Raw genomic sequence first — 15,571 nt, forward strand, 5'->3', positions numbered from 1 at the left:
CGTTCGGAAAAACTGAAGAACGCGTGCCGGGATCAGCGCGTTGCTTTTGCTTCTAGGCGTTTTGCGAGACGTGCGACGTCAATGATCATCCGCTCGTGCGTTCCTTCGCCGATCAGCTCGTCCTCGTCTTTGGCGCGCACGTTGAACTCGATTCGGCGTCCGTCGACGTGCGTAACCTCGGCTTCGCCGGTAACGTGCATGCCGACCGGCGTCGCTGCGAGATGCTTGATGTCGACGCGCGTTCCGACCGCGCTTTCGCCCGGCTCGAGGTAGGCTTTAATGGCGTTGAGCGCGGCATTCTCCATCACCATCACCATGACGGGCGTCGAGAATACCGGCGGAAGAGTCGCGTCTTTGAATCGGGAGGCGAGGTGATCGGGCTTGACCTCGAGAGCGAACGTGCCTTTCGCGCCGAGCGGCACCGTCTTCAGACTTTGAGCTCGACTTTTTCGAGAGCGCGCTTGGTCGAGACGACGTGATGGTTGAGTCGCAGCTCTTCGGGCGAGAAGCCAAGCGCCAATCCAAGCAGTTGCGGCAAATGGAAGATCGGCGTCTCGAGAGGCCTCGAGATGGCGAGCGCGGCGTCAGGCTGTTGCCCGTCCAGATTCAAATGGCAGAGCGGGCACGGCGTGACCATCGCATCAGCGCCCTTTTCCTTCGCTTCGAGAATGTGATTGCCGCCCATCGCAAGCGACTTGTCGCGGTTGAACGTCAGCATCGGGAAGCCGCAGCATTTGCCCGAACCCGTGTAGTCGACGCGTTCCGCGCCGAGCAATTCAATCAGCTGCTCGAGATACGTCTTGCGTTCGGGACGCTCTTTGAGACCGAGCGAATCGCTCGGACGTAGGATGTAGCACCCGTAGAACGGCGCAATCTTGAGTCCGGTCAGCTTACGTTTTATCACCGACTTGAGTTTGTCGACGCCGATGTCTTCGAACAACATCCACAAAAGATGCTTGACTTTTGTAGTGCCTTTGTACGTGTAGCCTTGGTCCGCGATCGTTTTATTGGCTTTTTCGAGCCGCTCGGGTTTCTTTTCGAACGTGTGGTTGACGCTGGAGAGCACGCCCTGGCAGGTGCTGCAGATCGTCATCAAGTTGCCGCCCATGCTCTCTGCCATCGCGAGCGTCAAGGCGTTGAGCGAATCGCCGAGGTCCGGATTCTGTTCGCTGAGCACGCCTGCTCCGGTGCACGGCGCTTCGGTGAGCTCCTGAAGCTCAAGTCCCAACGTTCCGGCGATTTTTGTCGCTGAAACGTAGAGCTCCGGGCACGCGCCCTTTGAGACGCAGCCGGGATGAAACGCGACTTTCACTTGAACCTTCCTCCAACGCGATCGAAGATCGCTTTAATACGTTTGACGCCAGGGATCGTTTTATGGATGATCGGCGGCAGCTTTCCGGCGCGGATCATGTTGAACGCGCTGGGCAACGTTGCCAGCTGCCCGAGAACATTGAAAAAGCCGACCGATTTCGGCAACAGCGTTAGCTCGTTCAGCCGTCCGCTGTGCTTGACGGATTCTGCGAACGCGTCGGCGTGACGCGTCCCCGCATTGTGCGTGTATCCGGCATTGACCGCCATGCGGCGCAGCTTGAGGATCTGCTCGAGCGGCTCAACGCCCTTGGGACACTGCTGGACGCACTCGAAGCAGTGCGTGCAATCCCAAACGCCACCCTGCTGGCTATATTCGCCGAGGCGTTTTTGCGTCTCATCATCGCGCGGGTCGGCGGCGTAACGATACGCTTTTGCGAGGGCATGTGGACCCATGAAGTCTTTGTTGACGGCGAAAGACTCGCAGTCCATCAAGCAGCAGCCGCAGCTGATGCATGTGACTTCTTGAATCAGCTCTTCCATTGCTTCGTTGGTGACGCGATACTCTTGCATCGGCGGCGGAAGCGGTTTGTTCTCGAGCCACGGCGTCACGCGGCGGTGATTATCCCAGAACGGCTTCATATCCCAAACGAGATCGCGGATAACCGGCATCGACGGCGGCGACTCGACGCGCGTCTTACCGTCTTTGGTGAATTCTTGCAGCTTGCTCTTGCATGCCAGATGCGCGTGACCGTTGACCCACATCGCGCACGAACCGCAGATCGCGCTGCGGCAGGCGCAGCGAACCGCGACCGACTCGTCCTGATATTCGCGGATCTCGATGAGCGCGTCGAGGACGACGGCGTGTTCCGGAAGATCGACTTCGTACGACTGATAGCGCCGTGGCGGAGACGACGCCCACGGTGCCGGGTACGGCGCGCCCTGCTTGGCGTCGTCCGCGTACGTCCCTTCGGGATTGTAGCGTCCGACCTCGATCGTGAACTTCATCAGTACGTGCGAGCCTCCGGCTTCCATTTGGTGATCGTGACAGGTAGGTACGTGATCTCTGGTGCTTTGTCGCCACGAAAGTGGACGAGGATGTGCTTGAGCCACTCCGCGTCGTTGCGTTGCGGATAGTCGGTACGCGCTTGCGCGCCGCGGCTTTCTTTGCGTAAGATCGCGCTGCGAATGATCGTCTCGGCGACGTCGATCATGTAGCCGAGCTCGAGTGCGAACGTCAGGGCTTGATTGTATACGCGGCCTTTGTCGCCGACTGCGACCGATGCATAGCGTTTCTTAAGGTCTTGCTGTTTCTTGAGGGCTTCTTCAAGACCGGCTTCGTCGCGATAAACGCCGACGTATTTGTCCATCATGGTCGCGAGCTCGAGGCGCAACCGTGCGTGCGTCTCGCCCGTATACGGCCGCGCCAATAGATCGGAGATACGCGCTTGCTCGGATTTCAAAAGGCGCTCGCCGCCCTTTGAATCCGGAACCGTTTTCACGTATTCCGAGGCGTGCTTACCGGAATGCCGTCCGAAGACAATCGTGTCGAGCAGTGAGTTCGCGCCGAGCCGATTGCCGCCGTGCACGCTCACGCATGCGACTTCACCGGCTGCATAGAGACCCGGAACCTGAGTCGCACCATTGGCATCCGTCTTCACGCCGCCCATCATGTAGTGCATGCCGGGCCGAACCGGAATCGGGTCTTTGAGCATGTCCAAGCCCAAATAGTCGAGCGCCATCTCGTGAACTTGCGGCAGCTTTTTCAGTACGATCTCGGGGCCAAGATGGCGCAGGTCGAGCAGAACGTTGCCGTCGATGCCGCGACCCGCCGCGATCTCCGTTGCTTCCGAGCGCGAAACGACGTCGCGTGACGCAAGCTCCACCATTTTGGGCGCGTACGTCTTCATGAAGCGGTCGCCCTCGGAATTCAAGAGGTACGCGCCTTCACCACGCGCGGCTTCCGTCATCAGGAATCCACTGCCCGCGAGCGTCGTTGGATGGTATTGCACCATCTCCATGTCCATGAGCGGCGCACCGGCGCGATATGCGAGACCGTAACCGTCGCCCGTGCAGATCAACGCATTCGTGCTTGGCTCGTAAAGCCGACCGACACCGCCCGCGCCGTTGATCACGGCCTTTGCGCGCAAGAGGTGCAGCTCGCCCGTTATCATTTCGAGCGCAACGACGCCGCGGCAGCGACCGTCTTCCATATATAGGGACGTAGCAAACCACTCTTCGTAGACTTTGACGCCGGCCTTGAGGATCTGGTCGTACAGCGTCACCAGCAGCGCCTGTCCCGTGATGTCGCCTACGAAGTACGTCCGCGCTTGCGATGCGCCACCGAACGCGCGCGTCCCGAGCTTGCCTTCAGCGTTGCGATAGAAGATGACGCCCATGTGCTCGAATTCCATGACGTCGGCGGGCGCCTCGCGGCACATGATCTCGACGGCGTCCTGGTCGGCTAGATAGTCGCTTCCCTTGATCGTGTCAAAAGCGTGCGATTCCCAGGTGTCGCCCTCGCCGATCGCGGCATTGATGCCGCCTTGCGCGGCGTTCGAATGGCTGCGCAACGGATGGACTTTGGTGACGACGGCAACGCTCGTGCCATTACGGGCTGCTTCAAGTGCCGCCCGCATCCCGGCAAGGCCGGCACCCAGGACGACGATGTCGTGATCGGTTATCACGCGGCGGAACCTCCTCGTCTCGAAAACGACGGGATTATATACCCGCGCGGTACTTCGTTCCTATGACGTATGAATGAGCACACGCGCCCGGTTACGGTTTACCCGTCAAGGCCTCCCGCATGCGGTGCTTGGTATACGTCGCTTCCAGCGGTGGAATGACCAGCTTCGCCTTATTGGGCAGGATTTTCACTACGGTGAACACGGGCCCGTCGGCTTCGCGAATCTTCGGCAGCGCCGCGTCCAGCTCGGCCTGTGAATACACCGTTTCAGCGTTGCGAATCGCGCACGCGCGGGCAACCGCCGCAAGGTCGACGCCGCGACCCGTGTGGGTCGGCTGTGCGCCCGTTTCGAGGTAAACCTCGTTGTCGAGGACGACGACCGACAGATTCTTCGGGGCGGCGACGCCGATCGTCGCCAGGATGCCGAGTGACATCAAGAGCTCGCCGTCGCCCGTGATGACGAGCATGCGTTTTTTGGGTTGCGCGAGGGCGAGACCGAGACCGATCGCCGCTGCGCTGCCCATTGCACCGTTGAGGTAGAAGTTCATCGGATGATCGCCGGAGGCGGCCAGATCCCAGCATGGGCTACCGATGCCGGCAATTGCGAGCAAGTCGTTGCCGCGATTGGCCACGAGCGCATTGACGACGTTGCGTCGCTCGAGCGCAATGCGCGGTTTAGCGGAAGTTGTCGTCGTCATGCTGCCACGAATTTCTTGGTACCGATCAACCGCTGCGCCAAGAGGACTGCAACGGGGACCGAGGAGTCAAATGAAAGCCATGTTGCGGCTTCGATCGTCGCGTGAACGTCGCTGTCACGCTCGACTTCATAAACGATGACGCCCATCGCTTCGAGCACTTCGCGCGTGGCTTGTCCCATCGGAACTTGCCACGGCATTCCCTCGCCCCATTCTCCGCGCATCGAGACGATCATGAGGATGGGAAACTTTCCGTGCTTCAACACGGAGAGTGCGTTCATACAATTGCCGACGCCACTGGATTGGATCAACAGCGCGCCGCGCGTTCCGCCGAGCCACGAACCGATTAACATACCGACGCCTTCCTCTTCGGTCGTCAGCGTTACGGTTGTCATTTCGGGATCGGCTTCACACCGCTTGATCAGCTTGGCGTGTCCGCCGTCCGGAACGTGCGCAACGTGGCGCACACCGTTTTCACGGAAGATATCGTAGATTTGATCGCGCCAATCGGTCGCGCCGTTCGTCGTCGTTGTCATGCTACGAATGCTCTTTTCTTTCTATGATTGCAGACCCTCGCTCCCCAGCGGCACTCCAGCCAAGTAAGCGATAATGTATTCGGTAGGAGGAACGGTCGATGGCTCGTCCGCTTCACAGCTTCATAACAGCTTTGGCGCTCTTAGCCCTCCTGATTGCCCCGGCAAATGCCGACGCGCTGACTGACGGGTTTGTCGTCGCCGCCCATGTGAGTTATGACGGCGGGGATATTGCGATTTCGGAAGACGACTGGGCCGAGTCAGGCGTACTCAATGCGCCCGTTTTCGCCGGCGACTTCGTGAGGACGACGACCGGCAATGCCGAGCTCGAGATCGATGCGGCGACTGCGGTGCGGATGGCGCCGCGTTCGCTGATCTATATTGCCAGATTGGATGTAGGCAACACGTCGCTCGAAGTCGACGGTGGTACGATCGAGATACGCATATTCCAGTCTCGGGCCGTAACGGTTGTCACGCGCTCCTCGACGATCCAAATCAGCCAAGCCGGAACGTATCGCATCGAGGTGGTCCCGGCAGTCTCGACGCGCGTGACGGTTAGAGACGGAAGAGCAGATGTTCCGCTTCCGGTCGGAGATTCGCTCGCGGTCGATTCCGGGATGTCGCTGCAAGTCACCGGTACGCGAAAAAATCCGGTCACGGATATCACCGTCGCGACAAACGCGGATGAGTTCGATCGGTGGAACGATCAGCGCGACGTCGTTCTGGCTGCAGGCGCTACCGATAAACGCGTAAACCCGATCCTCGGTGCAAACGAGCTCGAAAACTATGGGCAGTGGATTACCTACAAAACTTATGACATGGTTTGGTCACCCGGCGAGAAGCCGGGTTGGGCGCCGTACACGATAGGATCGTGGATGACATCGCCGGTCTTCGGACCGGTTTGGCTCAGCGCCGAACCGTGGGGCTGGGCTCCCTACCACTATGGCCGCTGGATCGACGACGCTGAATTCGGTTGGTTGTGGATTCCCGAACAGAGCGTCGTTTCGTGGGAGCCGGCTCTTGTTTCGGCGATCCCCGTACCGCCTTTGGCGCCGGTCGGCGCGATATGGTGGCATCCGCTTGGCCCCGGCGATTTCTACGAACCGTGGTACGACACAACGAACGTCGTCGTCAGCCCGAGCAACCATATGAACAAGAATGGATTGCACGTACCGCCACCGATGCACAGTTACGTGCGCTCCGGCGTACCGTTTCCGCGCAATCCATCCGTTCGAGTCCCTGAAGCGCAGCGCGGCGGAACTCCGGTGCGCAATCGTATATACGGCGGCGGTGCGCGCAGCGGCGGAGGCGCTGGTCGCTCAGGCGGCGGTCACTCAGGTGGCGGCGGCGGAAGCAGTCGCAAGTAGCGCTTACGCGCCGGACTTCACGAGATTCGGATAGGTGCGGCGCAGCGCATCGAGTTTCGGCTTGTCATTGTAGACGATGTACGGATAGTTTGGATTCTTCTGCATGAAGTGCTGGTGGTACGCTTCCGCAGGATAGAAGACGTGCAGCGGAACGATTTGCGTCACGATCGGATGCGAAAATGCTTTTGCCGCGGTTAGCTCGTGCACGTAAGCTTCGGCGAGATCGCGCTGCTGCGGCGTCGCGTAAAAGATCGCCGAGCGATATTGCGTGCCTTGATCGGGTCCTTGATAGTTGAGCTCGGTTGGATCGTGCGCGACCGAAAAATAGACTTTGAGCAATTCACCAAACGAAATCTTCGCGGGATCGTACGTGATCTCGACGGATTCGGCGTGACCCGTCATGCCGGTGCTCACCATCTCGTAGTGCGCGGTCCCAGCTTGGCCGCCGGAATATCCCGAGACGACGTTGCTGACGCCCCGCAGCGATTCGAAGACGCCTTCCATCCCCCAGAAGCACCCGCCGGCCAGCACGATTTTGGCGGTGCCGGGCGCCGCCTGCGCTTGCTCCGCGGGCGGGTCCGGAAAAGCGGCGGCGCCGAGCGCGAAAACCGCGGCGCCGGCGAGCAGGACGTTCTTGAGGAAGCGCATGTTCATCGCTCCTCATTATCGCAGCGCCGCCCGAAAAGGTTCCGTAGGGCGCCTTACATATGAAGAAGCCGATGAAAAGGCGTGCGTTTGCGGCCGGCACGCTCGCGGCTGTCTCAGGGTTGCGAGGGGTCGCGTTCGCGCAAGACATCGATACCAAACTTGCGCAGCTCGAAGAAACGAGCGGCGGCCGCTTAGGGGTTGCGGTTTTCGACGCGCACGGCGTGCAACGCGTGAGCTATCGGCCGGGCGAACGTTTTCTGATGTGCAGCACGTTCAAGTTGCTCGCCGTTGCGGATGTGTTGGCGCGCGTCGACGCAGGTACGCTGCGGCTCGAGCATCGCATGCACTACTCAAAGGACGATTTGCTGGAGTACGCGCCGGTTACGCGCGCGAACGTCGGCCGCGGGTGGATGACGATGCGGGAGCTTTGCGCGGCTGCGATCGAGTTGAGCGACAACACTGCTGCCAACCTCATACTCAAACGCGTCGGCGGTCCCGCAGGCATGACTCGCTACGTGCGCAGTGTTGGTGACCACTACACGCGCCTCGATCGTATCGAGCCGTATCTCAATCGGCCGACTCCGGGTGATTCGCGTGACACGACGACGCCCGAAGCGATGGGATTCGATGCCTATCGTCTGTTGCTGCGCGATCAGATCTTGAGCGCGAGGTCACGTGCGATGTTGACCGACTGGATGCGCCGCTCGACGACGGGTCTCGATTTATTGCGTGCCGGATTTCCGGCGTCGTGGCGCGCGGGCGACAAAACGGGACTTGGCGGTGGACACACGCCAAACGGTGATAACGATACGCGCAACGACGTCGCGATCGTGTGGCCGCCGGGACGCTCACCGTTCATCGCGTCCGTCTATCTTACCGACGTTACCGTTGCGGCGGAAAAGCGTGACGCCGTGCTCGCGGATGTGGCTCGCGCTATCGTGGGCATGAAATGGTAGATCCCGCCGTCCAGAAAGTGCTCGACGGTATTCACGCCGGATGGGAGATCGTCGCGTGCGATCCTGCTCTGGCCGACACCGCGAATTTCGTGCAAGCATATGGCTATTCGCTCGAAGATTCCGCAAACACGATCGTTGTGATCGGGAAAGCGGACCCGCCCCGTTATGCTGCGTGCGTCGTTCTCGCTAACACGCGGCTCGACGTGAATCGTGCCGTAAAACAGAAGATCGGCGCGCGCGCGTCATTCGCGTCGGGCGAAGACGTCGAGCGGATGACCGGCATGACGATCGGGGGCGTCACGCCGATCGGGATCACCGATATTCCGATTTGGGTCGATGCGCGCGTAATGACGCGCGAAAAAATCATCTTGGGCGGCGGAAATCGTTCGAGCAAGATCCTCGCCCCGCCGGGCATCTTTTTGGCCCTCCCGAACGCGGAGATCGTCGAGGGTCTCGCGATTTAAAAGGAGGCGTGTCGATTTGGGGCCGCGCCGTTCGACATGTTGGCGAAAGAACTCGTCGCTATAAGCTGCGATTGCCACCTGCCATGTGCGCGCATTTCGTACCCGCGCTGCGAACGCGAGCTGCTGCGAAAACGCGCCTCCAGTTAGGCTTTTCGGGCGAGAATGACAAGAGTGCCCCCTCGTCATATGGTGACGTTGTGGAGCGTCCAACGCGCGTAGCCATTTTCGGAGCCGGACCATCCGGCTTGTTCCTTGCCGATGCGCTCCTGAAAGCGAATCCGGGACCGCTTTCGATTGACATCATCGATCGCTTACCCGCACCGTACGGACTCGTGCGGTATGGCGTCGCACCGGATCACCCGAAGATTAAATCGGTCATCAACACGTTCGTGAAGACGTTCGAAGACAAACGCGTCCGCTTTCTCGGCAACGTCGCGTTCGGCGTCGATCTGATGCTCGAGGACGTGCAGAAATACTACGACGTAGCCGCGTACACGGTGGGCGCCGCCGTCGACCGGATGCTTGGGATTCCGGGTGAGAATCTGCCCGGTAACTATTCGTCGACGGAGTTCGTCGCGTGGTACAGCGGACATCCGGATCAGCACGGCCGCTCGATTGCGCTCGACTCGGAAGCGGTCGCAGTCATCGGCGTCGGCAATGTCGCAATTGACGTGGCGCGTATTTTGGCGAAGCATGTCGACGAGTTGCGTACGACCGACATGCCGGAATACGTGCTTGACGAGTTGGCGGTGAGCCGCATCCGCGACATCTATCTCGTGGGACGCCGAGGCCCCGCGCAAGCCAAGTTTACGACGCCCGAACTGCGCGAGCTGGGTGAGATCGCGAACGCCGACGTGATCATCGATCCCAAAGCGCTCGAGCTCGATGAAGCCAGCGCAAAAACAGTCGCCGAAAAGTCCGCGCTCAAACGCAATCTCGATGTCTTGGGCGAGCTTTCCGCGCGTAAGCCGGAAGGGCGTCCGCGAAGGATCCACTTGGTCTTCCTCGCGTCTCCGGTTGAAATCAAGGGCACGGATCGCGTGCGGGAGATCGTGCTCGAACGCAATCGTCTCGACGAACGCGAGAACGCCGTCGCGACCGGCGTGAAGGACAATATTGCAGTTGGGATGGTTTTCCGCGCCGTCGGTTACCGCGGAATCCCGTTGCCTGGTTTACCGTTCGATTCACGCGTGCATGTCATCACGAACCTAGCTGGGCGCGTGGTTGACGAAAACGGTGCCGGCGTTAGCGGGCAGTATGTCGCCGGTTGGATCAAGCGCGGCCCAAGCGGCGTCATCGGGACGAATAAAGCGGATGCCGCGGAAACCGTGCGCGCCATCGTCCAGGATCTCCCGAGCCTCCCTCGGGCACCCGAAGGGAGCGAGGCGGCGCTCGATGCGCTCTTGCAATCACGCGGCGTTAACGTGTGTTCATGGGACGACTGGCTGGCAATCGATCGTCACGAACGGGAGCTGGGATCGAAAAACGGCCGCGAGGAGCGGGTCAAAGTCACCGATTTTACCTCACTGCTTGCCGGGAAGGGGTAGGCGAGCAGGCTCCGTGGACGGGTACTTATAATCTCGTCCGGTCCCAAAAGTCCGAAATTCGTTCGTATATTAAGGAAGAACAGGTAATTGGCAGCTACGAAAAAGCGCGCGGCGGCAAAGAAAGAGCGTCGGCCGAAGCGCAAGATCTGTAATTTTTGCGCAGAGAAGACCGACGCGATCGATTACAAAGACACGACGCGTCTGCGTAAGTACATCTCGGAACGCGGCAAGATTCTGCCGCGCCGTATATCCGGAAATTGCGCCAAACATCAACGCGGTTTGACGACCGCCGTCAAGCGCGCACGTATCATCGCGCTTTTGCCTTTCGTCGCGGAGTAGCATGCGCGTCATTCTCCTGAGCGACGTCAAGGCGCTCGGTAAGCGCGGAGCCATCGTCGAAGTCGCCGAGGGTTACGCGAATAATTTTCTGATACCGAAAAAGCTCGCCGCCGAAGCATCGGCGGGCGCGCTTGCGACGCTCGAGCAGCAAAACAAGGCGAAGGCCAAGCGTCAAGCCGAGGATCTCGCGCAATCGCAAGAGCTAGCGCGCATCCTCGAGAGCAAGCCGCTTTCGGTCCAGGCACGCGCCGGCGGCAACGGTAAGCTCTTCGGAACGATCACGAACGCGCAGATCGCCGACGCGATTCAGCGCAGCTTCGACATTGCGCTCGATCGCCACAAGATCGAGCTCAAGACGCCGATCAAAGCGGTCGGAACGTATCCCGTCGAAGTCAAGCTCGGAAATAACGTCACGGCAAAGGCGACGGTCGAGGTCGTACCCGCGTAAGCATCGGTGGCTACAGCGAAGGACAGCGATAACCGGTTCGTTCGTCGCTTCCGCCGCAAGTACGGAGGCGAGGGCGAAGTGCGACGGCATGTCGACGCTTTGTACGCGTTGCTTGCCGAACTGCTCGGTGCGGAGAAGATCGTGTTGCGTGCGGGGAAGCTTGGCGCGCTCAAAGGCATGCGCAGCGAGCGCGTTGGCGATCGTATTCACGCGCTGCAGCGGCTTGTGTTCGAAGACCCGACGATTGAAGGTCCGCCTGCACCGAACGCATTTCGAAAGAAGCTCGAGGAGTGTGAGGACGGCTTAGCCGAGCTCATCGCGCAGCGCACGGTCGAAGATAATCTCGATCGCAAGATCAACGCGAAGATGGCGGCTCGCCACAACGACTATCTTCGTGAGCTCAAGCTCGAAGCACTCAAAGACGATCTCGGACCCGAGACGCCGGCGACACAGAAGAAGCTCGAAGAGCTTGGCATAATGGAAGGACGCGCGCTCTCGGATTCCGCGCTGATGCAATTGCGTCCGAAGAAGCTCGATCAAGTCGTCGGGCAAGATGCGGCCGTGCGGTCGTTGCTCGCAAAGATCGCGTCGCCGTATCCGCAGCACGTTATCTTGTTCGGACCTCCCGGTGTCGGAAAGACGACCGTGGCGCGGCTCGCACTCGAAGAGGCCAAACGACTTGGCCGCGGGCCGTTCGTTCCGGACGCGCCATTCGTTGAAGCCAACGGCGCGACGCTGCGATGGGACCCGCGTGAAACGACGAACCCGCTGCTCGGCAGCGTGCACGATCCGATCTATCAAGGCTCGCGGCGCGAATTCGCCGAGGGCGGCATTCCCGAGCCGAAGCTCGGTCTCGTGACCCGTGCGCACGCGGGCGTACTGTTTATCGACGAGATCGGCGAGATGGATCCGCTCTTGCAGAGCAAGTTGCTCAAAGTGCTCGAGGACAAACGCGTAATGTTCGAATCGTCGTACTATGACGACAGCGATCCGTCCGTCCCCGCGTACGTCCGCAAGCTTTTCAAAGAAGGCGCGCCGGCGGATTTCGTACTGATCGGTGCGACGACGCGCGAACCGGATGAGATCGATCCAGCGATTCTCTCACGCACGGCCGCGGTGTACTTTCAGCCGCTCACCCAGTCGCAGGTTGCCGCGATCGTTACGTCGGCCGCAAAACGACTGGGCGTGCGCTGTTCGAAAGCCGTCGCCGAGCTGATCGCATCCTACACGATCGAAGGCCGCAAAGCGGTCCAGATCTTAGCCGATGCCTTTGGCCTTGCACTCGTGCGCCGCGGGAAGAGCAAACGCAAGGCGGGGATCGTGGCCGACGACGTTCTGGCGGTCGTCCAATCCGGACGTATGCTACCGCACACACCCGTGCGGGCACGACGGACGCGCGAAGTCGGAAAATCGTTCGGCTTGGGCGTCGTACATTATTTGGGCAGCTTGATCGAGATTGAAGCGATCGTCTTTCGCGCGTCGCATCAGGGCAAAGGAACGGTGCGTTTCAACGAGACTGCCGGATCGATGGCAAAAGACAGTGTGTTCAACGCCGCCGCGGTTTTGCGTGCGCTCGCCGGAATCGATCTGGCCGACTACGATCTGCACGTCAACATCATCGGCGGCGGTAACATCGACGGTCCCTCCGCCGGCCTCGCCGTGTTCCTCGCGACGTACTCGGCGCTTACGAAGAAAGCATTACCGCAAAACATTGCCGTCACCGGCGAGATCTCGATTCAAGGTCGCGTGCGACCGATCGGCGGCGTCGTCGAGAAACTCTACGCGGCGCGACAAGCCGGCATGCGCGCGGTCATCATTCCAAAGGAGAATGCGCGCGAGCTCGATCGCATGACGCTCGGGCTCGATGTGATCCCCGTCTCGACGGTGCAGGAAGCGCTCGCAGCCTACGGACTCGATGCGCCTGCGCGTAAGAAAACGGTGCGGGTCCCGCCCAACCTGCGGCGAACCCGAAACCGATGACCGCAGGCAGCGTCGATCGCATCCCGCCCCAGAATCTCGAGGCGGAGATGGCGCTGCTCGGCTCGATTTTGGTCGACCGGGAAATGATGGCGACCGTGGCCGAGATCATCGAGCCGGCTGATTTTTACGCGGCGATGCACGAGACGATCTACACGGCGTTGCTCGCTTTGTACGAACGCGGTGAGCCGCTCGACAAGATTACACTTTCCGAAGAACTGAAGCGTCGCGGGCAACTCGAGAAGATCGGCGGGCTCGCTTATCTGACGTCCTTGATGGACACCGTCCCGACGGCCGCATCTGCCGAATACTATGCGAACATCGTACGCGAGAAGTCGTCGCTGCGCGGTCTCATCCACGCCGGAACGCAGATCACGCGCATCGGGTACGAAGGCGAAGAAGACGTCGAAGGTTCGCTCGATCGCAGCGAACAGATCGTTTACGAAGTCGGGCGCCGGCAGATGCACGGAAAATTCACGCCGGTCTCGCAGATGCTCAAGCCGGTCTTCGACAATCTCGATCAGCTGTTCAGCCAGCGCGGCGATCGCACCGGGATAACTTCCGGTTTCCGCGACATCGACGATCACACGGCTGGGTTTCAGCCAGGGAACTTGATCATTCTCGCGGCGCGTCCCGGCATGGGAAAGACGTCGCTCGCCCTCACGATGGCGGCCGAGGCCGCGCGCATCGATCAGAAGCCTGTCGCGTTCTTCTCGCTCGAGATGACCAACGAAGAGCTCGTCCAGCGCTTGCTGGCATCAGCCGCGCGGCTCGATTCGCAGAAACTCAAACGCGGAAACATCCACGATAATGAGTGGACGATGCTCAGCGAAGCGATGAGTCAGCTTTCGAGCATGCCGATCTATCTGGACGATTCGGCTTCAGTATCCGTGACGGAGATTCGCAGCCGCGCGCGTCGCCTCAAAGCCTCATCGAATGGGCTCGGGATTATTTTCATTGACTATTTGCAGCTGGTGCGTCCAGGTCAATTGAGTAAAGGCGCCAACCGCAACGACGAGATCTCGGAAATTTGCCGCACACTCAAAGCGACCGCTAAAGATCTAGAGGTGCCGATCGTTGCTCTTGCGCAGCTCAACCGCGCGGTTGAAGCCCGTCAAGATAAACGCCCGATGCTTTCGGACCTTCGTGATTCGGGCGCTATCGAACAGGAAGCGGATATCGTCGCATTCATCTATCGCGATGAATACTACAATAAGGAAACCGCCGACCCGGGCGTCACGGAACTAATTCTCGCCAAGCATCGCAACGGACGAACCGGAACGGTGAAGATGATGTTCCAGCCGGAGTTTACGAAGTTCGTCGCGTACGCCGACACCGGACGATACGCAACGCCCTGACGTACTGAGTAGGTGACTGCGGCACGAGCGCAAAAAGCCCGTGCAACACTACTCTGCGGAAAAGGTTCTCACATGTTGAGACTTTCAGCCATTGTTGGCAGCGCACTTCTTGCAGTGCTTACCTTAAATGTCGCGACGATTGCGCAAGAGGCGCCGGGTGGAACCGTCACCGGCGATACGATCGTCCTTGGGCAAACCGCTGCGCAATCGGGGCCACAGGCTCCAATCGGCGCCTCACGCTGGGGACTGGAAGCGTTCATCGCATCCGTCAACGACCGCGGTGGCGTTCACGGAAAGAAGCTGCGCTTGATATCGTACGACGACAGCTATCAGCCTTCGCAAACGACAGCGCTCGATAAGAAGCTGGTGTACGAAGATCACGTCTTCGCAATCGTCGGTCCGATTGGAAGTCCGACGACCGCGGCGGTGTACAAGATGTTGGATGACGCGCAGGTTCCGCTGATCTCGATGGGCAGCGGGAGTCCGATTTTTTACGCGAGTGGACTGAAATACGTCTTTCCTTCGTGGCCGATCTACACGACCGACGGAAAAACTATGGGCGCTTTCGTGAAGAAGCAGTTCCCGGGACAAGCGACGGCCGTGATCTACCAAGATGACGCGTTCGGAAAGCCGATCCTCGAAGGCATTCAGAGCGAGCTCGGCAAGGTCGACATGACGATTCCTTACGTACCGTCGCAAGTCGATTTCAGCAGCGACGTGATCAAGCTGAAAGCAGCCGGCATCAAAGTCGTCATGCTCGCCACGATTGCGGCAGCCGGAGCTCAAGTGCTCAATCAAATGGCGAGCCTGGACTATCATCCGGCTCGAATTTTGACGGCGTCGGCCTGCGGTTACACCGGCATCTTCAAAACGATTGCAAGTCTCGAAGGATCGTATTGCACGGCGTTCCTTCCCGCACCGGGAAGCAGCGATCCCCGCTGGAACGCGTTCGCAAGCGCGATGGCTAAATACGAACCCGGACACGCGCCGGATATTTATGCAGCGTGGGGCTGGCTCGCGGGACAAACGGTGTATGGCGGTCTGGATCGCATCAAGGGGCCGATCACACGCGACGCGCTCGTTAGCGCACTGAACACGTTACACGGTTACGATACGATCGGCGGTAAGCTCAACTATACTGCCGAGCAGCATGAGGGTCTGTGCTGTCAAGTCGTGTGGCAAGCGAAGGGCGATCATTGGGAAACCGCCGCCGGCAGCATGTTCAACGGCTCGACCATGAAGTAG

16 protein-coding genes are annotated in these 15,571 nt (G+C 59.9%); 9 read left to right on the top strand and 7 right to left on the bottom strand.

Features of this window, described 5'->3' with window-relative positions:
• Positions 1–32 precede the first annotated feature (32 nt).
• From VGG22_00405 to VGG22_00430, 6 genes are all read right to left on the bottom strand, one after another.
• Complete coding sequence (locus VGG22_00405) at positions 33–422, bottom strand: thioesterase family protein (protein ID HEY1726822.1); 390 nt, start codon at positions 420–422, stop codon at positions 33–35.
• A gap of 5 nt (positions 423–427) precedes the next feature.
• Positions 428–1,312 carry a CoB--CoM heterodisulfide reductase iron-sulfur subunit B family protein gene (locus VGG22_00410; protein HEY1726823.1) on the bottom strand — a complete coding sequence of 295 codons (885 nt, stop codon included), beginning with the start codon at positions 1,310–1,312 and terminating at the stop codon, positions 428–430.
• The gene (locus VGG22_00415; GenBank protein HEY1726824.1) at positions 1,309–2,343 is read right to left on the bottom strand and encodes a succinate dehydrogenase/fumarate reductase iron-sulfur subunit; all 1,035 of its coding nucleotides are present in this window, start codon (positions 2,341–2,343) and stop codon (positions 1,309–1,311) included. The genes VGG22_00410 and VGG22_00415 overlap by 4 nt, the downstream gene beginning before the upstream one ends.
• Entirely contained in the window at positions 2,316–3,995 is a 1,680-nt protein-coding gene (locus VGG22_00420; GenBank protein HEY1726825.1) for an FAD-dependent oxidoreductase, read from the bottom strand. The genes VGG22_00415 and VGG22_00420 overlap by 28 nt, the downstream gene beginning before the upstream one ends.
• Positions 3,996–4,086: 91 nt before the next feature.
• Positions 4,087–4,692: a thiamine pyrophosphate-dependent enzyme gene (locus VGG22_00425; GenBank protein ID HEY1726826.1), complete on the bottom strand. Its 606-nt coding sequence runs from the start codon at positions 4,690–4,692 to the stop codon at positions 4,087–4,089.
• Positions 4,689–5,225 carry a thiamine pyrophosphate-binding protein gene (locus VGG22_00430; GenBank protein ID HEY1726827.1) on the bottom strand — a complete coding sequence of 179 codons (537 nt, stop codon included), beginning with the start codon at positions 5,223–5,225 and terminating at the stop codon, positions 4,689–4,691. The genes VGG22_00425 and VGG22_00430 overlap by 4 nt, the downstream gene beginning before the upstream one ends.
• A 98-nt stretch (positions 5,226–5,323) precedes the next feature.
• Between VGG22_00430 and VGG22_00435 the strand changes: the two genes are divergently transcribed.
• Entirely contained in the window at positions 5,324–6,589 is a 1,266-nt protein-coding gene (locus VGG22_00435; protein ID HEY1726828.1) for a DUF6600 domain-containing protein, read from the top strand.
• A gap of 3 nt (positions 6,590–6,592) precedes the next feature.
• Here the strand turns inward: VGG22_00435 and msrA are convergent, their stop codons facing one another.
• Positions 6,593–7,243 carry a peptide-methionine (S)-S-oxide reductase MsrA gene (msrA, locus tag VGG22_00440; GenBank protein HEY1726829.1) on the bottom strand — a complete coding sequence of 217 codons (651 nt, stop codon included), beginning with the start codon at positions 7,241–7,243 and terminating at the stop codon, positions 6,593–6,595.
• Positions 7,244–7,308: 65 nt separating this feature from the next.
• Here msrA and bla point away from each other — a divergent pair, with 65 nt between their 5' ends.
• The 8 genes from bla (at position 7,309) to VGG22_00480 (ending at position 15,571) form a co-directional block, all read left to right on the top strand.
• Positions 7,309–8,193 carry a class A beta-lactamase gene (bla, locus tag VGG22_00445; protein ID HEY1726830.1) on the top strand — a complete coding sequence of 295 codons (885 nt, stop codon included), beginning with the start codon at positions 7,309–7,311 and terminating at the stop codon, positions 8,191–8,193.
• The gene (locus VGG22_00450; protein ID HEY1726831.1) at positions 8,187–8,657 is read left to right on the top strand and encodes a YbaK/EbsC family protein; all 471 of its coding nucleotides are present in this window, start codon (positions 8,187–8,189) and stop codon (positions 8,655–8,657) included. Before bla ends, VGG22_00450 begins: the two co-directional genes overlap by 7 nt.
• 197 nt (positions 8,658–8,854) lie before the next feature.
• Positions 8,855–10,204 (top strand): NADP oxidoreductase, encoded by a 1,350-nt coding sequence (locus VGG22_00455; protein ID HEY1726832.1) that lies wholly within the window; start codon positions 8,855–8,857, stop codon positions 10,202–10,204.
• A gap of 87 nt (positions 10,205–10,291) precedes the next feature.
• Entirely contained in the window at positions 10,292–10,543 is a 252-nt protein-coding gene (rpsR, locus tag VGG22_00460) for a 30S ribosomal protein S18 (GenBank protein HEY1726833.1), read from the top strand.
• Between the two features lies 1 nt (position 10,544).
• Positions 10,545–10,991, top strand: coding sequence for a 50S ribosomal protein L9 (rplI, locus tag VGG22_00465; protein HEY1726834.1), 447 nt, complete (start codon positions 10,545–10,547; stop codon positions 10,989–10,991).
• A gap of 6 nt (positions 10,992–10,997) precedes the next feature.
• Complete coding sequence (lonC, locus tag VGG22_00470; GenBank protein ID HEY1726835.1) at positions 10,998–12,971, top strand: Lon family ATP-dependent protease; 1,974 nt, start codon at positions 10,998–11,000, stop codon at positions 12,969–12,971.
• Positions 12,968–14,326, top strand: coding sequence for a replicative DNA helicase (dnaB, locus tag VGG22_00475; GenBank protein HEY1726836.1), 1,359 nt, complete (start codon positions 12,968–12,970; stop codon positions 14,324–14,326). The genes lonC and dnaB overlap by 4 nt, the downstream gene beginning before the upstream one ends.
• A 72-nt stretch (positions 14,327–14,398) precedes the next feature.
• Positions 14,399–15,571, top strand: coding sequence for an ABC transporter substrate-binding protein (locus VGG22_00480; GenBank protein HEY1726837.1), 1,173 nt, complete (start codon positions 14,399–14,401; stop codon positions 15,569–15,571).

It is taken from the genome of Candidatus Baltobacteraceae bacterium, from assembly GCA_036489885.1.
Lineage (GTDB): Bacteria > Vulcanimicrobiota > Vulcanimicrobiia > Vulcanimicrobiales > Vulcanimicrobiaceae > JAFAMS01.